Origin of the sequence: Bilifractor porci (genome assembly GCF_009696005.1) — a bacterium.
Lineage (GTDB): Bacteria > Bacillota > Clostridia > Lachnospirales > Lachnospiraceae > Bilifractor > Bilifractor porci.
Genome location: NZ_VUMV01000003.1, coordinates 282,327 through 299,941, shown reverse-complemented (window position 1 = coordinate 299,941; position 17,615 = coordinate 282,327). Strand labels below are relative to the sequence as shown.

Annotated in this window: 19 protein-coding genes; 12 read left to right on the top strand and 7 right to left on the bottom strand. The window is 49.7% G+C overall.

The genetic code is table 11. The features are described from left to right. Window positions 1-3 precede the first annotated feature (3 nt). The 3 genes from FYJ60_RS06440 to FYJ60_RS06430 all read right to left on the bottom strand — a co-directional run bounded on the left by FYJ60_RS06440 (window position 4) and on the right by FYJ60_RS06430 (window position 2,287). Entirely contained in the window at window positions 4-1,116 is a 1,113-nt protein-coding gene (locus FYJ60_RS06440) for a cation diffusion facilitator family transporter (protein ID WP_154457840.1), read from the bottom strand. Between the two features lie 185 nt (window positions 1,117-1,301). Further along, window positions 1,302-1,742, bottom strand: coding sequence for a MarR family winged helix-turn-helix transcriptional regulator (locus tag FYJ60_RS06435; RefSeq protein WP_154457839.1), 441 nt, complete (start codon window positions 1,740-1,742; stop codon window positions 1,302-1,304). Beyond that, window positions 1,742-2,287, bottom strand: a complete 546-nt coding sequence (locus FYJ60_RS06430; RefSeq protein ID WP_154457838.1) for a glutathione peroxidase — start codon at window positions 2,285-2,287, stop codon at window positions 1,742-1,744. Before FYJ60_RS06430 ends, FYJ60_RS06435 begins: the two co-directional genes overlap by 1 nt. A gap of 181 nt (window positions 2,288-2,468) precedes the next feature. Between FYJ60_RS06430 and FYJ60_RS06425 the strand changes: the two genes are divergently transcribed. The 4 genes from FYJ60_RS06425 (at window position 2,469) to FYJ60_RS06410 (ending at window position 8,178) form a co-directional block, all read left to right on the top strand. After that, complete coding sequence (locus tag FYJ60_RS06425; protein WP_154457837.1) at window positions 2,469-4,151, top strand: phospho-sugar mutase; 1,683 nt, start codon at window positions 2,469-2,471, stop codon at window positions 4,149-4,151. 269 nt (window positions 4,152-4,420) lie between these two features. Beyond that, window positions 4,421-4,735, top strand: a complete 315-nt coding sequence (gene trxA, locus FYJ60_RS06420; RefSeq protein ID WP_154457836.1) for a thioredoxin — start codon at window positions 4,421-4,423, stop codon at window positions 4,733-4,735. Between the two features lie 95 nt (window positions 4,736-4,830). Then, window positions 4,831-7,416 carry an FAD-dependent oxidoreductase gene (locus FYJ60_RS06415; protein ID WP_154457835.1) on the top strand — a complete coding sequence of 862 codons (2,586 nt, stop codon included), beginning with the start codon at window positions 4,831-4,833 and terminating at the stop codon, window positions 7,414-7,416. Between the two features lie 42 nt (window positions 7,417-7,458). Beyond that, window positions 7,459-8,178, top strand: a complete 720-nt coding sequence (locus FYJ60_RS06410) for a Crp/Fnr family transcriptional regulator (RefSeq protein WP_154457834.1) — start codon at window positions 7,459-7,461, stop codon at window positions 8,176-8,178. Between the two features lie 40 nt (window positions 8,179-8,218). Here FYJ60_RS06410 and FYJ60_RS06405 read toward each other — a convergent pair whose 3' ends face one another. Then, complete coding sequence (locus FYJ60_RS06405; protein WP_154457833.1) at window positions 8,219-9,517, bottom strand: O-acetylhomoserine aminocarboxypropyltransferase/cysteine synthase family protein; 1,299 nt, start codon at window positions 9,515-9,517, stop codon at window positions 8,219-8,221. A 205-nt stretch (window positions 9,518-9,722) separates the two neighbouring features. Here FYJ60_RS06405 and FYJ60_RS06400 point away from each other — a divergent pair, with 205 nt between their 5' ends. Both FYJ60_RS06400 and FYJ60_RS06395 read left to right on the top strand, forming a co-directional pair. Continuing rightward, window positions 9,723-10,094, top strand: a complete 372-nt coding sequence (locus tag FYJ60_RS06400; RefSeq protein ID WP_205838991.1) for a DUF5684 domain-containing protein — start codon at window positions 9,723-9,725, stop codon at window positions 10,092-10,094. 70 nt (window positions 10,095-10,164) lie between these two features. Continuing rightward, window positions 10,165-11,433, top strand: coding sequence for an MATE family efflux transporter (locus tag FYJ60_RS06395; RefSeq protein WP_330579132.1), 1,269 nt, complete (start codon window positions 10,165-10,167; stop codon window positions 11,431-11,433). 114 nt (window positions 11,434-11,547) lie between these two features. On the opposite strand, the gene FYJ60_RS06390 is transcribed toward FYJ60_RS06395, so the two are convergent. Then, a complete protein-coding gene (locus FYJ60_RS06390; protein ID WP_154457831.1) occupies window positions 11,548-11,820 on the bottom strand; it encodes a MarR family transcriptional regulator in 273 nt (90 codons plus the stop codon). 125 nt (window positions 11,821-11,945) lie between these two features. Between FYJ60_RS06390 and FYJ60_RS06385 the strand changes: the two genes are divergently transcribed. The 6 genes from FYJ60_RS06385 (at window position 11,946) to FYJ60_RS06360 (ending at window position 15,250) form a co-directional block, all read left to right on the top strand. Further along, window positions 11,946-12,089: a hypothetical protein gene (locus FYJ60_RS06385; RefSeq protein ID WP_154457830.1), complete on the top strand. Its 144-nt coding sequence runs from the start codon at window positions 11,946-11,948 to the stop codon at window positions 12,087-12,089. A gap of 59 nt (window positions 12,090-12,148) precedes the next feature. Beyond that, window positions 12,149-12,877: a LytR/AlgR family response regulator transcription factor gene (locus tag FYJ60_RS06380; RefSeq protein ID WP_154457829.1), complete on the top strand. Its 729-nt coding sequence runs from the start codon at window positions 12,149-12,151 to the stop codon at window positions 12,875-12,877. Window positions 12,878-12,903: 26 nt separating this feature from the next. Next, window positions 12,904-13,107 carry a hypothetical protein gene (locus tag FYJ60_RS06375; RefSeq protein ID WP_154457828.1) on the top strand — a complete coding sequence of 68 codons (204 nt, stop codon included), beginning with the start codon at window positions 12,904-12,906 and terminating at the stop codon, window positions 13,105-13,107. Further along, window positions 13,052-13,420, top strand: a complete 369-nt coding sequence (locus FYJ60_RS06370; RefSeq protein ID WP_154457827.1) for a hypothetical protein — start codon at window positions 13,052-13,054, stop codon at window positions 13,418-13,420. The genes FYJ60_RS06375 and FYJ60_RS06370 overlap by 56 nt, the downstream gene beginning before the upstream one ends. 61 nt (window positions 13,421-13,481) lie before the next feature. Further along, on the top strand, window positions 13,482-14,573 hold the full coding sequence (locus FYJ60_RS06365; RefSeq protein ID WP_154457826.1) for a hypothetical protein: 1,092 nt from the start codon (window positions 13,482-13,484) through the stop codon (window positions 14,571-14,573). Between the two features lie 443 nt (window positions 14,574-15,016). Beyond that, the gene (locus FYJ60_RS06360; RefSeq protein ID WP_235903346.1) at window positions 15,017-15,250 is read left to right on the top strand and encodes a hypothetical protein; all 234 of its coding nucleotides are present in this window, start codon (window positions 15,017-15,019) and stop codon (window positions 15,248-15,250) included. Between the two features lie 114 nt (window positions 15,251-15,364). Here FYJ60_RS06360 and FYJ60_RS06355 read toward each other — a convergent pair whose 3' ends face one another. Beyond that, a complete protein-coding gene (locus tag FYJ60_RS06355; RefSeq protein WP_154457825.1) occupies window positions 15,365-16,015 on the bottom strand; it encodes a GDSL-type esterase/lipase family protein in 651 nt (216 codons plus the stop codon). Window positions 16,016-16,128: 113 nt separating this feature from the next. Continuing rightward, on the bottom strand, window positions 16,129-17,307 hold the full coding sequence (locus FYJ60_RS06350; RefSeq protein WP_154457867.1) for a pyridoxal phosphate-dependent aminotransferase: 1,179 nt from the start codon (window positions 17,305-17,307) through the stop codon (window positions 16,129-16,131). Between the last annotated feature and the right edge of the window lie 308 nt (window positions 17,308-17,615).

Genomic DNA, 17,615 nt, shown 5'->3' with positions numbered 1-17,615 from the left:
GTGTCAGTCGGAAATATCAAAATCCAGCTGTATCTGCGGCGTGTACTCCGGGAAGGCAGCTTTCACTCTTTTCGTAATCTCTTTGTAGATCTGTTTTCTGTTCGGTGCGTCATAGCTGATGATGATGTCAAATTTCATGCTCTTGTCGTTTTTATCCAGGAAAAAGCCGTGCATCTGCAGGATGTCCGGGTATCCCTCCAGAATTTTCCGGATACCGGTTTCTACCCGGACGGCCTCCGCGTCATCGATATTCATGGAGTAGACGGAAATACCGGTCAGAATGATATGATGCTTCTGAAAAACATTCATTGAGATTTCCCGTTCCAGCCCATCCAGTTCTCCGGCTGTCATGGTGTCCGGCACCTCAATGTGGACGGATCCGATCTGGCGGTTCGGACCATAATTATTGATCACCAGGTCGTAAGCCCCGCGGACGCCCTTTGTCTGGCAGATCGTATTTTTAACAGACTGCGCAGTTTCCGCGTCAATCCGTTCGCCGAGAATTTCACTTACAGTGTCCCGAAGCATATCCAGTCCGGATTTGACGATAACAGCAGAGATAATGGCGCCCAGCCATGCCTCCAGACTGATGTGGAAAAAGAGATAGATAACGGCAGCGGCCAGTGTGGAGACGGATATAATGGAGTCGTGCAGGGCATCGCTCCCGGAGGCCACAAGGGAATCGGATTTTACTTCAACCCCCTTTTTCTTAACAAATCTTCCCAGGGCGACCTTTGCGACGACGGCCACGGCGATAATCAGAAGGGCGGTGGCGGAGTAGTCCGGTTTTTCCGGATGCAGGATCTTTTTGACCGATTCAATCAGAGAGGTGACACCGGCGTACAGCACGATTACAGAAATAATCATGGCACTCAGATATTCGATCCGCCCGTAGCCGAGAGGATGTTTTTTATCCGGTTCTTTTCCAGCCAGCTTTGTCCCCAGGATGGTAATTACGGAAGACAGCGCATCGCTCAGGTTATTAACTGCATCCATTACGACAGCCACGGAACGGGACAGCAGGCCTACGGCAGCTTTGAAGGCGGCAAGCAGAACATTTACCAGAATGCCGATGATGCTGGTTCGGATGATGATTTTATCGCGGTTTTCGTTCATTTTATAATCTTCTTTCTTCTTTTTTTTTCGTACTCCACTTTTGGTTTCTCTCTTTTTGCCGTGCTCCGCTCTTTGTTCCTCTATTCTCGCCATGCCCGGCGCTTTGCCGAACCGGAACGGCAGACAGGGAAAAGACTGCCGCTGGGAAGCACGAATCTGTGTGCGGCGGCAGTCCATGTGTATGTTCAGATGTCCAGGATTTTGTAGAGAATCCGGTAAAGCGTTTTTGCGTCCTCCTGGCCGATGGTCAGGCAGTGACCGATCTTCAGAGGCACATCCTTCAGCTTTTCTTTCATGTCCAGCCCCTCCGGCGTCAGGTAAACCGTAACTTTACGCTCATCCTCCGCATTGCGGCGGCGGGTGATAAAGCCCTGTGCTTCCATTTTTTTCAGCAGGGGGGTGAGTGTTCCGTTATCCAGATGGAGCCGGGTGCCGATTTCGCCCACAGTGATCCCGTCCTTTTCCCACAGGACCAGGAAGGTGATGTACTGCGTATAGGTTATGCCGAAAGGTTTCAGGAAAGGGGTATAGGCCCCGGTCACCTTTCTGGCGGCCGCGTACAGCGGAAAGCAGAGCTGATTTTTCAGCAGAAGGGCTTCGTCCGGATGATAGGTAAGCTCTTCCATCAGATCAGCTTCTCCACGGCTTCCCGGACAGCCTTCATATCCTCGGTGGGTTCAAAACGGCTGACTACGTTCCCGTTTCTGTCCACCAGAAACTTGGTGAAATTCCATTTAATTTCGGCGTTGTTTTTGTAATCCGGATCGATTTTCTTCAGCATAGCGCTCATCATAAGAGCCTTGGGTCCCTTTCCGAAGCCTTCAAAGGTTTTCTGGCTCTTAAGATATTTGTATAAATCCAGCGCATTATCGCCGTTTACGTCGCTCTTGGTCATCTGGTCAAACTGTGTGTTGTACTTTAAGGTGCAGAAGCTGTGGACTTCATCGTCCGTTCCGGGAGTCTGGCCCGCAAACTGATTGCAGGGAATATCCAGAATTTCCAGACCCTTGTCGTGGAATTCTTCATAGATGCTTTCCAGATCCTTGTACTGCGGCGTGAAACCGCAGCCGGTAGCCGTATTTACAACCAGCACAACTTTTCCCCGGAATTCTTCCATAGACAGGGAAGAACCATCTCTTTTCGTTACAGAATAATCATAAAAACCGCTCATAGCAAAACCTCCATGAAAGGGAATAAACAACATAAATATTTCGAACAATTATATTGTATCAAATAATAATGGGAAGTCAAGAGTTTTATAAAAAAACGTGTGTTTCGTTGTCATAGGATTGTGCTTGCAGATATAATAGATTTACAGACGGAACAGAAGCAAAGGGGAAGGGGGAAGTACAATGAACGCAGAAGAAAGATATGAGATCTGGCTGGATAAACTTCCGGAAGAAGACCCTATGAGAAAAGAATTATTGTCCATCCGGGGGAACAGGAAGGAAATCAATGACCGGTTTTATCAGGAGATTGTGTTTGGGACGGCAGGACTGAGAGGAATCTGCGGGGCGGGAACCAACCGCATGAATCCTCTTACCGTCGGAAGGGCGACACAGGGGATCGCCAATTACCTGAAGAAAACCGGAGAAGATCTGGAGCGAGGGGTTGCGGTGGCCTATGACTGCAGACACCACTCCAGAGAGTATTCGGAGCTGGCGGCGGAAATTCTGGCGGGAAACGGCATCCGTGTCTGGCTTTTCCCGTCCATGCGCCCGACGCCGGAGCTGTCCTTTGCGGTAAGGGAGCTCCATGCCCTTTCCGGAATTAACATGACGGCCAGCCACAACCCGAAGGAGTACAACGGATATAAGGTTTACCAGCAGGATGGGGCACAGATTTCCGGCGCTGTTTCAGAGAAAATCATGAAGGAGATTCAGGCATTGGATCTTTTTGATTCTTTTTCCAGAATACCGCTGGAAGAGGGAAAACAACTGGGACTGATTCGGATGATCGGGGGAGAAATGGACCGCCGGTATCTGGATTATGTGGAAGGAATGGCACAGAGACCAGAAGAAGAGTTGGATAAGTCGGTGGCAGTCGTGTACACACCATTAAATGGTGCGGGCAGTATTCCCATGGAAACCGTCGCGCGGGAAATGGGATATCGGAATTTTGCTATTGTACCGGAGCAGAAAGATCCGGATCCGGATTTTACGACTGTCGGTTATCCCAATCCGGAGGACCCGAAGGGCTTTGCTCTTGCGGAAAAACTGGGAAAGAAACTCCATGCAGAACTCCTGATTGCCACAGACCCGGACAGCAACCGCATGGCAGTGGAGCTTCCGAACGGAAAAGGGGGATATTATCCTCTGAACGGAAATCAGACAGGCGCCATGCTGATCGCTTATATGGCGGAAAGCCAGAAGGCGGCGGGCATGCTTCCGGAGAAGGGAGCGATGATCAAGTCCATTGTGACCGGAGATATGGGAAAAACCATCTGCGAGGCATACGGAATCCGGGTGTTTGAGGCACTCACAGGATTTAAGAATATCTGCGGGGTGATTCCTCGTATGGAAAAGGCAGGGTTTCAGTATTTCTTTGCCTACGAGGAGAGCATCGGCTGCGCGCCGGGAGAGAGGGTAAGGGATAAGGACGGCATCTGTGCGGGTCTGCTTATGATGGAGATGGCGGCATTCTATAAAAAGAAAAATATGACCCTGGCGGATGCGCTGGAAGCTCTTTACCGGAAATACGGGTATTTTGCGGAACGGCAGGTTTCCCTGATCCGAGAAGGTCAGTCCGGGGCAGAGGAAATTTCCGGGATCATGCAGAAGGCCAGAGCGGAAAAACCGGGTCTGTTCGGGAAATTCCAGGTTGCGGAGATTATTGATTACCTTCATGGCTGGCAGGATATTCCGCCTTCGGATGTCCTGAAATTCCGCATGACAAACGGGGACTGGTTTGCCATGCGTCCCTCCGGGACGGAGCCGAAGCTGAAGTTTTACTTTTACACGAAGGCTGACTGCAGGCAGGAGGCGGAAAAGAGAGTGGATTCCCTGCAGCAGGAGGTTTTGCGCGTAGTTTCATGAGCCGGACAGAAAAATGATCCTGTTCGTGTTCGCCTGAATGTCTGAATGATATTCCGATTTTATACCGGAAAAAAATAAAAGAAAAGAATCACGGAGAATGATTGCGGAGGTTTGACAGCTGTGAATCCGGAATGATCCCCCGTGATTTTTCTATATATCTGCTGTTGTGTGACCTTGTCACAGAAACTGCGGAAAATAAGGTGTAGAGTGAATGCATCAGAAAGATGTGAATCCTATTCAAAGGTATATTGCGATGAAAGGAGTTTATTATGGCGGAAATAAAAATTACAAGGGATAATTTTCAGAGAGAAGTTTTGCAGGCAGAGGTGCCGGTTCTGGTAGATTTCTGGGCCGCCTGGTGCGGACCCTGCCGGATGCTTTCGCCGATCATTTCGGAAATAGCCGCACAGGCAGAGGGAAAATACAAGGTTGGCAAGGTAAATGTGGATGAAGAACCGGAGCTTGCCTCAGCCTATCGGGTATCCAGCATTCCTACCCTGATTGTCTTTAAGGGTGGAAAGGCAGCGGCCAGCTCGGTTGGCGTCCAGGCCAGAGAGGATATTGAAGATATGCTGGGACTGTAAAGCAGACGAGAGCAGGAAAGAGGAATCCGGCCGGACTGTGGCCGCATCCGGGAAAAAGCTGCGGGAAAGAGCCGGAAAAAAAGGAGGAGACGAGGATGGGAAAAACTGTGATTATCGGAGGAGTGGCGGCGGGCGCGGGCTGCGCTGCCCGCCTGCGCAGACTGGATGAAGGCGCGGAAATTGTGCTTCTGGAAAGAGGACCGTATATTTCTTACGCGAACTGCGGACTTCCTTATTATGTCGGAAATGTTATTCAATCGAAAGATGCGCTTCTGGTGACAAAGGAAGAGACTCTTCGGGAGAGATTCCGGGTAGATGTCAGAACCCGGAATGAGGTGACGTCGATTGACCGGAAACAAAAGAAGATTCTGGTGACCGATCTGGCGGCGAACCGGGCATACGAGGAGAGCTATGACAAGCTGGTCATCGCCACCGGTTCTTCTCCGGTCCGCCCTCGTATTCCCGGCATTGATTCTGACAGGATTTTCACTCTGTGGACGGTTCCGGATGCGGAAAAAATCCGGAGCATGGCCTCAGACAGTCAAAATAAAAAAGCTGTTGTAGTGGGCGGAGGCTTTATCGGTCTGGAGACTGCGGAGAATCTGCGAAAGGAAGGTTTGCAGGTTTCTATTGTGGAAGCGCTGGACCAGGTTATGGCGCCCTTTGACCGGGAAATGGCCATGCTTCTGGAAGAAAATATCCGGGAGAACGGGGTGGAACTATACCTTTCGGATGGGGTCGCTTCGTTCCGGACAGAGGATCGGACGGTATTTGTAAGACTTTCAAGTGGAAGAGAGATTTCCGCGGATTTTGTGATTCTTTCCATAGGCGTGCGTCCAAACAGCCAGCTTGCCGTGCAGGCCGGATTAAAGTGCAATGAAAGGGGCGGAATCTGTGTGGATGAGCAGCTACGCACCTCGGATCCGGATATTTATGCTGCCGGCGATGTGATAGAGGTAAATGATCCCGTTTTTGGAGAGAAGACGATGATTCCGCTGGCGGGTCCCGCCAACCGGCAGGCCAGGATTGTGGCCGATAATATAGCAGGCGGACAGGAAAGATACAGGGGAACACAGGGCGCTTCTGTTGCCAGGGTATTTGATCTGACTGCTGCTTCTGTCGGAGCAGGAGAAAAAAAGCTGATCCGTCGAGGCATGGTAAGAGGAAGGGATTATGAGAAAGTCGTGATCAGCCAGAATTCTCATGCGGGTTATTATCCCGGTGCGCTTCCGCTGATCATTAAGCTGCTGTTCTCTCCGGATGGAAAAAAGATTTTCGGAGCCCAGATTGTGGGCGGAGATGGTGCGGATAAAAGAATTGATACGATCGGGACGGTTATGCAGATGGGAGGAGGGATTGCAGAGCTGAAAAATCTGGAGCTGGCGTATGCACCGCCGTATTCCTCCGCCAAGGATCCGGTAAATATGGCAGCTTTTGCGGCAGAAAATGTGATCCGGAAGCTGGTATCATTTGCGGAATGGGATGATCCAAAGCCGGACAGCGGGGAAATGATTCTGGATGTCAGAGAAGAGGCGGAGAGGCTGGCCTGGGCTCCGAAAGAATCGGTGAATATACCCTTAGGACAGCTGCGCGGCAGACTGGAAGAGCTCGATCGGAAACAACATTATATTGTTCTGTGCGCGGTTGGGGTTCGGGCGTATACAGCGGCAAGAATACTCCTGCAGCACGGGTTTGACCACATCAAGGTTTACCCGGGAGGAGCCAGGCTTTACCGCTCTTTTCACCCGGATGGTCAAACCGCAGGATCCGGAACAGATGGCGAAGCTAAAAGCAGTTCAGTTTCGGCGGTGAAAGGAAATCCCGGCACAGGGAAGCCGGACGGAAAAACAGGGCAGGAGGATACCGAGCCGGATACAAAAGGGATGCCGGGAAATACCGGGAAACATATAAAACATGAACGGATTCGTATAAATTGTTCCGGTCTGCAGTGCCCCGGTCCCATTATGGAAGTTTACCATGCCATGGAGAAGATGCGGGATGGAGATATCCTGGAGGTGACCGCGTCGGATCCGGGATTCGCGAAGGATATTATTTCCTGGTGCCGCCGCACGGGAAACATGCTTCTTTCCAACGAAAAGCAGGGAACAGACTTTGTTGCTGTTCTCTGCAAAGGAAATAACACCGGATCGGCAGTTCCGGTTCCTGGAAGCAGTGTTCCGGCATCCGAGGATCATGTTATAATGGACACACCGCAGGGAAAAACCATCATTGTTTTTGATGGCGATATGGATAAGGTTCTGGCGGCATTTGTCATTGCCAACGGTGCGCTGGCCATGGGACGTCCGGTGACGATGTTTTTCACATTCTGGGGACTTACGGCGCTGCGGAAACCAACGGCTTCCGGTGTCAGAAAATCTCCGGTGGAGGCCATGTTTGGGAAAATGCTTCCGAAAGGCACAGGAAAGTTAAAACTCTCCCGCATGAACATGGGGGGACTGGGAACTGCCATGATGCGCCGGATTATGCAGGATAAGAACATTGATTCGCTGGAAGATATGATGAAAAAAGCCATGGAAAACGGCGTAAAGATTATAGCCTGTTCCATGAGTATGGATGTGATGGGAATCCGGAAGGAAGAACTGATTGACGGCGTGGAAATCGGCGGTGTCGGAAGCTATCTGGGAGAGGCAGAAGAGTCGAATGTGAATCTTTTCATATAAACAGAGAGCAATGCGGGCGGATACGCCAGAGGGACACAGGAGATGGAGAAATACGGAAGAAAACAGGAGCTGCACACAGGAACGGAAACAGAAAAGCTGTCGGCGGCGCTGCCCTTCTGGGACAAATTAAGTGACGCGGAGCAGAAGTTGGTTCGTGAACATACAATCGTCCGTGTTTTTGATAAAAACAGCACGGTTTTTTCCCGCGGAAGTGAGTGCCTGGGTTTTATCCGTGTACTCTCCGGCTCCGTCCGGACATTTCTAACCTCGGAAGAAGGAAGGGAGATCACACTTTATCACCTTCGTGCCGGAGAGGACGACGTCCTCTCCGCTTCCTGCGTCGTGTCTCAGATTACCTTTGACACGCAGATGGAGGCAGAGGAAAAAAGCCGCATTCTGATTGTTCCATCCATTGTCCTTGCAAGGCTGAAGGAAAACAATATCTATGTCCGCTGCATGATTTATGAGCTGCTTACCAGGCGCTTTTCGGATGTGACATGGACGTTTCAGGAAGTTTTGTTTCTGCGTATCGACCAGCGTATTGCCTCCTGGATTGTACAGACCTGCGAGCAGACCGGAAGCACGGAAATTGCGGTTACGCACGATCAGATCGCGAGGGATATCAATACGGCCAGAGAAGTCGTGGCGCGGATGATTAAGAGGTTTTCAGAGGAGGGGCTGCTTCGTGCCGGCAGAGGGAAAATAAAGGTTACAGACATGGAAATGCTGAAGAACCTGTGCTTTAACTGCCGGCAGGAGTGACCCTTCCGAATTGATCCTGCGCCAGGAGGGCTTCACGGGATTACCGGGAAGCTTTTACCGCGTCCAGAGCCTGTGCGATATCCTGCACCAGATCTTCTGTGTTTTCCAGTCCGCAGCTCATGCGGATCAGGTTGGAGCTGATTCCGGCATCCAGAAGCTCCTGATCTGAAAGCTGACGGTGTGTGGAGCTTGCGGGGTGAAGACAGCAGGAACGGGCATCCGCAACGTGAGTTTCAATTGCAAATATTTTCAGATGTTTCATAAAGGCTTCCGCATCTGTGCGGCTGCCTTTTATCCGGAAGGAAACTACTCCGCAGGTGTTTCCGCCGTTCATGTATTTCTGCGCGCGGCTGTAGTACGGGTCTCCGGGTAAGGACGGGTAGCTTACCTGCTCTACCATATCACTTTCGGACAGAAACTTTGCCACGGCCAGTCCGTTTGCACAGTGCTGTTTCATACGGCAGTGCAGGCTTTCCAGACCGATATTCAGGATATAGGAGTTATAGGGGCTTGGTATGGAGCCGAAATCACGCATCAGCTGTGCGGTTGCTTTGGTGATAAATGCTCCCTCTTTTCCAAAACGTTCCGCATATACAATTCCGTGATAGCTGTCGTCCGGTGTGGTCAGTCCGGGGAATTTTTCCGCATGTGCCATCCAGTCAAAGTTCCCGGAGTCTACAATGGCGCCGCCCACACAGGAACCATGTCCATCCATGTATTTTGTGGTAGAGTGGGTTACGATATCTGCTCCCCACTGAAACGGGCGGCAGTTTACCGGTGTGGCAAAGGTGTTGTCTATAATCAGGGGTACGCCGTGGGCGTGCGCCGCTTTTGAAAACTTTTCAAAGTCAAAAACGGTCAGCGCGGGATTTGCAATGGTTTCGCCGAATACAGCCTTGGTGTTCGGACGGAATGCGGCGTTTAATTCCGCTTCCGTACAGTCCGGGCTGACAAAAGTAAAATCAATTCCCATTTTTCGCATCGTAACGTGGAACAGATTATAGGTGCCTCCGTAGATGGAGGAGGAAGCCACCACATGATCGCCCGCGGTGGCAATGTTGAATACGGCAAAAAAGTTGGCTGCCTGTCCTGAAGAGGTCAGCATGGCAGCGGTTCCGCCTTCCATATCTGCAATTTTTGCGGCTACATAGTCATTGGTGGGGTTCTGCAGTCTGCTGTAGAAATAGCCGGATGCCTCCAGATCAAACAGTTTTCCCATGTCTGCGCTGGTATCGTATTTGAAGGTTGTGCTCTGGATGATCGGCACTTCTCTCGGTTCGCCGTTTTTCGGGCGGTAGCCGGACTGAACGCATTTTGTTTCCATATGAAAGTCTGCCATCGGTTTTTCCTCTCCTTTTTTATTCATTGACGAATCAGGTTTCCGGATATTCTCCTGTAAACAACAGGGAAATATGTATCAGTATAGCATAAGAACCGCAGGAGACAAAAGTTTTGTGAAGGATTGTCTGGGGCGTCCGGGGCTGGACTTTATGCGGAAAGCAGGGTAGAATTTTACTATAGAAAATGAAGGGGGACAGAGGAATATGAATTTTTGGATGGAATGGCTAGTGGGAAGTATGGCCGCCGGAATCTGGGCGTGCGCGATCTGTTTTTATGTTCTTCTTGTTATAGCCTGGTGGAAGATTTTTACAAAGGCGGGGGTAGAAGGCTGGATGGCGCTTGTGCCGTTTCTGAACTTGTATCAAATTTATAAAATCGCCTGGGGTGAGGGCTGGTATTTTCTGCTTATGCTGATTCCCTTTGTCGGATGGGTGATTGAAATTATTAAAACTGTCAAGCTCTCACAGGCATTCGGACATGGAGCCGGATTTGCACTGGGGCTGATTTTTCTGCCGAATATTTTCACGTTGATTCTTGGGTTTGGATCGGACCGGTATCTGGGTCCTGTAAAATAAAATTTGTATGCGTATTCGTTTATCTGATCATTTTACATATGGCCGTCTGTTACGGTATACTTTCCCATCTATGGTGATGATGGTGTTCACATCCATTTACAGCATCGTAGATGGGCTGTTTGTTTCTAATTATGTCGGAAAGGAAGCCTTTGCAGCGGTAAATCTTGTTTATCCGGTTTTTATGATTATAAGTGCAATCGGATTTATGCTTGGGACGGGAGGATCCGCCATTGTAGCGCAGGCTCTGGGCGAAAAAAGAAACGAACAGGCACAGGAATATTTTTCCATGCTTGTTTTCGTTACTTTTTGGCTGGGTGTGGCGGCGACCGTGCTGTGCGAGATTTTTCTGAAGCCCCTGACGGGACTTCTGGGTGCGTCCGGAAAGCTGCAGGATTACAGTATTCTGTATGGTCGTTTTACAACATTAAGCATGCCTTTTTTTATGCTGCAGACATCCTTTCAGATGTATTTTAATGTGGCGGAAAAACCTAAGGCCGGGCTGGCGGTTACGGTGATGGCCGGGGGAGCAAATATTGTTCTGGATTTTCTTCTGGTCGGCGTATTCCGTTTCGGGCTCGTCGGCGCCGCCGTGGCTACCAATATCAGTGAAATTTTGGGCGGTGTGATACCGGTTATCTATTTTCTGCGGAAAAATGATTCCCTTCTCCGGCTGCGCAGGGCGCATTTTGAGGGAAGAGTTTTTGGGAAGGCATGTACCAACGGCTCCTCGGAAATGCTCAGCAGCATTTCCAGCTCGGTCGTTTCTATTCTGTATAATTACCGTCTGCTGGAGCTTGCCGGAGCAGACGGTGTTGCCGCTTATGGGGCGATCATGTACATGGCGTTTATTTTTGCGGCGATTCTGATGGGATATGCAAACGGAAGCGCCCCGATTGTTTCCTATCAGTATGGCGCCCAGAACCAGGCAGAGCTGAAAAATCTATTCAGAAAGAGCCTGGTTATCATCGGCAGCATGGATCTGATCATGTTTCTTCTGGCAGAGCTGTGCGCGGATCCTGTGACATGGATCTTTGTAGGATACGATCCGGGGCTTCATGCCATGACCAGGGCGGGCTTCCGTATTTTCTCTCTCAGCTTTCTTATTGTCGGGTTTACCATTTACGGATCGGCTTTTTTTACCGCGCTCGGAGACGGCGGTGTTTCTGCCTTTCTTTCCTTCAGCCGGACTTTTGTGTTCCAGATCGGGGCGGTTCTGCTGCTTCCGGCTCTTCTGGGACTGACCGGGATCTGGTTTGCCACCTTTGCGGCTGAGCTTTGCTCACTGGCGGTGACAATCGGATTCTGGGCAGCAAAGAAAAAGAAATACGGATATGCGTGAAAGATTGGAAAGAAGTCTTCTACCTATCTTCCTGTGAAAGCGCCGGCGGGATTTTGTCCTGACCGGCTTTTCTGAGATAAATTTTTCGCTTTTTTCTGTAACGCAGTTTCCTGTTCAATCGCGTCGCCGAATTTGATCAGGAGTCCGGAAAACTGTTCCTGTTCCCTGCTGCTGCATTTTCTGAAGAGAGGAATTGATCGTCTGACGCGGCCGGAACAAAAATCTGGCGATTTCCGACTGCGCCAGTGCGCGGTCTTCTGTCAGAAGAGCGTATAAAACGACCAGGTCTCCTGCCGCCAGTGAGGGTGTGCGCACAATTTCTTTTGGAAGCCCCATTTTGCGGTTGATTGTTTCGTTCAGAATGCGCAGTGTTGTCTTTTCATCCATTCCTTCTTCCTCCGGGACATCGGCAAAGCCTGAATCATAAGGAGGGCGCTGTTCCCATCCTGATACGCAGCACGTGCAGAAAGTGATACAAGCCAGTTCAATAGAAGCGGTTTCATGGAGGAATTATGCTGGGGGTTAAAGTCAATTATGCACTGAATGACCTTACCCGCGGCCTGCCGGGTCTGGGCGGAATGCTCGGAAAGAATACCAAAGCCGCGGAAAAGCTGATAGATCTGACCGTTGAAGAATTGAACGTGTTAAATTTATAATCAAAATGAGAAGGAGAAAATCCTTTTTTCCGGACATCCGGGGAAGGAGGAACCTGTGAATGGAACAGCTTTTGGTAGGAATTTGCGAAGACGATAAAGAAGAATGGGTACGTCTCCTTGACATGGTGACAGAAGCAGCGGAGAAGGTGAAAGCTGAGGCGTTCGGAAGCGCAGAAGAGCTGCTGGAATCGTACTATCCGGGAAAGTATGACCTGATTATCCTTGATATTTATATGGGAGGAATGACAGGGATCGACGCACTGGAGAAAATACGGAAGGCAGACGGGCGTGTCACAGCCGCCATTGCAACCACCAGTCAGGACTTTGCGCTGGAATCCTACCGGCTTCGTGCCGCACGGTATCTGGAGAAACCTGTGAACCAGGAAGAGGTTCGTGACCTTGTGCAGACAGTTGTCCGGAAAAAAGAAGCGGAACCGCATTATGAAGGCGAAACAAACGGTACAAGGATACGAATACCTTTTGACAGAATTCTGTTTGTGGAGCAGAAAGGAAAAAAGCTGTGGATCCATATGGACGACGGCAGAGAACTGCAGGTCCGCGGGAAACTGGATGATGAGGAGAAAAGGTTTCCGGCCGAATATTTCCCGCGCTGCCATAAGAGCTTCCTGGTGAACCTGGCAATAATACGGGGGATCGACAGAGAACTGATGACTTTTGTCATGGAAGACGGACAGCACGTCCATATCCACAGGCAGGGCTTTTTTGCCGCAAAGCGTGCTTATGAGCAGTACCTTTTTTCCATCGCGGACGGGTGGAAGGAGACATAAAGGGTTCTGCAAAGGAGAGTCAGAACATGAAAAGAAGATACGCAGCTCTGCTTATGGCAGCTCTGCTTGCCGCCGGGACAGGGCTTTCCGGCTGCGGACAGGAAGAGGACAGGAGCGCTCAGGACGTACAGGGTTATTCTGACCATGTGGCTGCACAAGAAAACGGGGCGGCCGATGCATCGGAAGAAGACGGGACTGAGGCAGAATTCCAGGCGGGACAGCGAAGATGAGGCAACGCTTTCCGTTGTCAATCTGTCAAATATCAGCATGCTGGACAGCGCTTTTGATGACTACACCGGGGGAGAACCGGTAAACGCAGAACTGATAGAAGAAACGGACAATTATAATCTTTATTCCATTCCGGCAGAAGTGAACGGGGAAGAAACTAACCTGCGCGCCGTCTATGATTTTACGGAGGAAGCTTATCGGGTACTGGGCACCTACGACGGCCTGGAAGAAGGCGGAGATTCCATGACAAGCAGGGGGATTCATCCGAGGGAGATGAGGTTGTCTTCCTTTCCTGCGTCTGATTCCATATTTTGACGCCCATTCCTATTCGGGGGAGGCGGCAGTACTCAGGAAAATCAATACGGCAGAGGTAACTGTGAACGGCTCCACCAGTACAGAGACACTTCCACTGAGGGTAAAGAACCTGACGCCCGGCACACGGGTTACGGCAGAGTTCCGGTTTATCAATGAACGGAGTGACTGCTATATAGAGGTGCGGACCGCCTTTGCCCCTCTTACCGTGTATGTAAACGGGGAGGAGGAATATTCCTTTGGAGAGGCGGATGAGCGTCCTTCGTATATGAAAGATCCGGGGACGGCCATCCATATGGTTCCTGTGGATGAGACCGGAGAAGTCACGATAACGCTTCAGTATACTTCTCCGAATACCAGGAGCAGTGTGTCCATTCCCCAGCTGCTGGTTTCCAATCAGTCCGGACTTGTGCGCTATCACATGATTACCATGATGGGCCTGATGGCGGGAAGCACTATCATGATGCTGGCGGGAATGATAGTGATTTTTGTCTCACTGATTGTCATCCATATGGACAGAAGTGGTGTGCTCCTGCTGTGGCTGGGAGCCTTCATGGCGCTGACCGGATTATGGGGCTTTTCCAACTGTGACATGGCGCTCTTCCTCATCAACGATCCGAATCTGTGGTATGTGGTCAGCTATATCAGCTTTTTCAGTCTCGCCCTTCCGCTGGAGCTTCTGCGGGAAAACAGTGTGAAGTTTCATCAGAAAAAACCGCTGCTGGCTCTGAGGTTTTTTCTGATGGCTTCCATGCTTGCGTGTATCATCCTTCAGATGACAGGCACGGGTATGTTTACACAGAGCACGCGCCTTTATCAGATTCTTATTCCGGTTTCTATTTTTTCTTTTACTGTCGCCGTAATTGCGGAAGCGATCCGGTACAAAAACAAGGCTGGAATGCTCTGGGTGGGTCCCATGCTGATTCTTTCTGTCGCCTGCATACTGGAGATAATCCACTATTCGGACAGCATCGTGTACTCCAGTTCCACTTATTTCATTTTCGGCGGCATGATTTTCTGCGTCTTTATGAGCCTGATCGGAGGCCTGCAGATCCGAAAGTCCATCCAGGTTTCACGCAGGGAAAAGGAGCAGGAAAGCGCGCCGGTGATCAGGAATGCAAGTAATTTCTTTTTCATTAACATTTTCCTCCATTGATTTTTTCTTTTATTGCTTTTCTTTTCGGGCAGAGCCCTTTGTGTGGTGAAATGTCCGGGCAGCCATATCATCCGGAATCTGCTGCAGTATGCACCCGGTCTGCTGTCTGTACTCTGCTGCCCGGCTGTCCGGAACATGATTTATTATGCTTCGGGACGTGGTATGAAAAAAGTACAGGTTGGGGCCGGTTTTCGGAAAAATTCGTACTTGACAGGAAGAACCCGGGAAGCTGACCGGGGAGGAAAATATCAGCAGAACTATACATGACATAGGCGGCAAAGGTACATTGACATTCCTACCCGTGGTATAAGAAGACAAGCGGTTATACACGTGAATAAGAAATTCTCCTGTGGATAGACGAAAAGAGACGGCCTTGATATACTCTGAAGTACCGGGTAAAACGGCAGAGATTTAATTTTTGTGCGGAGGAGGTATTGATTGTCATGGCAATGAATCCGGCAAATGTATTTAAGCTGATGCAGATGAAAAAGAAATTCGAGCACAATCATCCCAAAGCAGTTTCTTTTGTGCAGAGGGTTCTGCTCTCCGGGCTTCCGGAAGGGTCGGTTGTGGAGATGTCTGTTACCAAACCGGGCGAGGATAAAGTAACAACGAATATCCGCGTAACCGCAGATGATCTGGAAATGATGGAAGAACTGAAAAATCTGAACCACTGATATCAGAACAGGAAGTAAAAACTGCAGCTGTCCGGGCCGGTTTCTGTTTATTGCGGAAACCGGCCCGGACTTTTTGCCAACGAAAGGGAATATTTTTCCTAATCGGGCTGCAGGTTACAAAATAGACGTCAGAAGCTCTGTCAGTTTCTGTGCGAATACTTTGTGGGCTTCCGGGCCCAGATGGATTCCGTCACTGGGATCCGGAGAAACCCATTTGGAGGTATCCGCAAACAGACAGCCGTTGTTCCCGGCTAGCTGAGAATATTTTACAGCCAGTTCATGGCTTTTCAGGGATGAATTTTCATCAAATCCGTACAGATATTCGCCTGTTTCACAGCGTTCAATATGCGGCGGAGCCAGAAGCAAAATCTTTGTGTCAGGGTTTATGGAGGATCGGATCAGATCCTTGAGGTGAAGGATGATGCGTTCCATTCCTCTGGATATATCTCTGGAGGAAGCGGAGAAACGCGGTTTTGCGTCGTTCGTTCCAAGCATCAGAATAACCAGGTCAAGAGGCTGGTGAGAGCCGAAAATCACATCAAGATAAGCAAATCCATTTCTGCCGTTTTCCATAGGATCATCAAACACAGTGGTGCGGCCGTTAAATCCCTCTTCGGAGATCAGATAATCGGAACCGAGATTTTTCTGGAGCAGTGAGGTCCATCTGGTCTGTTCATCATAACGCAGGGAAATCCTCTCCGTCCGGTATCTGCGCCCATCCGCGCCGTAAGTGTTGGAATCTCCGTAGCATAGAATGCGTTTCATCAGCTTTTTCCTCCTTGTTTCGCTATATTATATGATTGATAAAAGCTTTTTTCGCCCATTTATGATTATGGCCAATAGAAAATATGCCGCTGCAAATGCAAAAATGCCTTAAATCAACTATAGCGGCTTGCTGCTTTTCTGTCCAGGTCGGAAAGACGGTCCAGAGCCTGCAGAAGCGTGTCATCCTGTTTGGCGAAATGCAGACGAATCAGGTTATTTACCGGCTCGCGGAAAAAACTGGATCCGGGCACTGCGCCGACGCCGACTTCCCGCGCAAGCCATTCACAGAATTCCAGATCCGACTCATTCTTTTTTCTCCACTTATCAATATTAATTAAGATATAATAGGCGCCCTGTGGATCGGTAAAGATAAAACCGAGGTTTTTCAATCCACCGGCAAACAGCTCCTTCATATGCTGGTAATGAGCCTGCAGATCTCTGTAATAGGAGTCTGGCAGGGTCAGTCCGGCAACAGCGGCTTCCATCAGAGGGGCGGCAGCTCCCACGGTCAGAAAATCATGCACTTTTTTCACACGTTCTGAAATACGTTCATTGGCGATCACATATCCAAGGCGCCATCCTGTGATCGAATAGGTTTTGGAAAGAGAACTGCACATGATCGTCCGGTCCCACATGCCGGGGAGGGTATTGAAATAGATGTGGCGGTTCGGGGTGTACAGAATATGTTCATATACCTCATCGGTTATCACAAAGGCATCGTATTTCTCCGCCAGACCGGCAATCAGGCGCAGCTCGTCCTCGGTAAATACTTTTCCGCAGGGATTGGAAGGATTGCACAGGATCAAAGCCTTTACGCCCTGACGGAAGGCATCTTCCAGAACTTCCGGATCAAAGGAAAAATCAGGCGGAACCAGAGGCACATAGATCGGCCGGGCACCGGACAGGATGGCATCTGCTCCGTAGTTTTCGTAAAAAGGTGAGAAGACGATAACTTTTTCACCCGGATTCACCGCGGACATTACTGCTGCCATCATGGCCTCTGTGCTGCCGCAGGTAACCGTAATTTCTTTCTCAGGGTCCGGCTTCCGGCCGGAAAAATGCAGCTGTTTTTCCGCAAGGGCATCCCGGAAATTCTCTGCGCCCCAGGTAATGGCGTATTGATGAGGCCCTTTTGGGGCAATTTCCGCCAGCCTGGCGGTGAGGGCTTCGGGCGGATCGAAGTCAGGAAATCCCTGGGAAAGATTAATCGCTCCGTATTCATCTGAGATTCTTGTCATTCTGCGGATGACAGAATCGGTAAACTGTTCTGTTCTTCTGCTTAATTCCGGCATGATGTAGTTCTCCATTTGTGAACAATTTCCAGATTACAGATTGAATCCTGACATAAGTGATACAGGGAGTCAAGAGGTTGGCGTGCGGGAATAAAGAATTTACAACTGTTTTGATGGCTTCTGGTAATGTTCAGCGTCCAATTTATTTACAGGCGGATGGTCTGCAGAAAAGACGAAAAACACAAGTATTAGTGCACAAAAATATAAGGATAAAATCATGGAATTTGTAGAAAGTTACTTTTTCTGTTGCATACAGGAAGGGTTAGTGATAGTGTATGTGTAACGATTAACAAAACCGATTAACAATA

Excerpts from the sequence above, each read along its gene's own strand:
- FYJ60_RS06440 (WP_154457840.1), bottom strand. The coding sequence starts at position 1,116 with ATGAACGAAAACCGCGATAAAATCATCATCCGAACCAGCATCATCGGC.
- FYJ60_RS06435 (WP_154457839.1), bottom strand. The coding sequence starts at position 1,742 with ATGGAAGAGCTTACCTATCATCCGGACGAAGCCCTTCTGCTGAAAAAT.
- FYJ60_RS06430 (WP_154457838.1), bottom strand. The coding sequence starts at position 2,287 with ATGAGCGGTTTTTATGATTATTCTGTAACGAAAAGAGATGGTTCTTCC.
- FYJ60_RS06425 (WP_154457837.1), top strand. The coding sequence starts at position 2,469 with ATGAACGCAGAAGAAAGATATGAGATCTGGCTGGATAAACTTCCGGAA.
- trxA (WP_154457836.1), top strand. The coding sequence starts at position 4,421 with ATGGCGGAAATAAAAATTACAAGGGATAATTTTCAGAGAGAAGTTTTG.
- FYJ60_RS06415 (WP_154457835.1), top strand. The coding sequence starts at position 4,831 with ATGGGAAAAACTGTGATTATCGGAGGAGTGGCGGCGGGCGCGGGCTGC.
- FYJ60_RS06410 (WP_154457834.1), top strand. The coding sequence starts at position 7,459 with ATGGAGAAATACGGAAGAAAACAGGAGCTGCACACAGGAACGGAAACA.
- FYJ60_RS06405 (WP_154457833.1), bottom strand. The coding sequence starts at position 9,517 with ATGGCAGACTTTCATATGGAAACAAAATGCGTTCAGTCCGGCTACCGC.
- FYJ60_RS06400 (WP_205838991.1), top strand. The coding sequence starts at position 9,723 with ATGAATTTTTGGATGGAATGGCTAGTGGGAAGTATGGCCGCCGGAATC.
- FYJ60_RS06395 (WP_330579132.1), top strand. The coding sequence starts at position 10,165 with ATGGTGATGATGGTGTTCACATCCATTTACAGCATCGTAGATGGGCTG.
- FYJ60_RS06390 (WP_154457831.1), bottom strand. The coding sequence starts at position 11,820 with ATGGATGAAAAGACAACACTGCGCATTCTGAACGAAACAATCAACCGC.
- FYJ60_RS06385 (WP_154457830.1), top strand. The coding sequence starts at position 11,946 with ATGCTGGGGGTTAAAGTCAATTATGCACTGAATGACCTTACCCGCGGC.
- FYJ60_RS06380 (WP_154457829.1), top strand. The coding sequence starts at position 12,149 with ATGGAACAGCTTTTGGTAGGAATTTGCGAAGACGATAAAGAAGAATGG.
- FYJ60_RS06375 (WP_154457828.1), top strand. The coding sequence starts at position 12,904 with ATGAAAAGAAGATACGCAGCTCTGCTTATGGCAGCTCTGCTTGCCGCC.
- FYJ60_RS06370 (WP_154457827.1), top strand. The coding sequence starts at position 13,052 with ATGCATCGGAAGAAGACGGGACTGAGGCAGAATTCCAGGCGGGACAGC.
- FYJ60_RS06360 (WP_235903346.1), top strand. The coding sequence starts at position 15,017 with ATGGCAATGAATCCGGCAAATGTATTTAAGCTGATGCAGATGAAAAAG.
- FYJ60_RS06355 (WP_154457825.1), bottom strand. The coding sequence starts at position 16,015 with ATGAAACGCATTCTATGCTACGGAGATTCCAACACTTACGGCGCGGAT.
- FYJ60_RS06350 (WP_154457867.1), bottom strand. The coding sequence starts at position 17,307 with ATGCCGGAATTAAGCAGAAGAACAGAACAGTTTACCGATTCTGTCATC.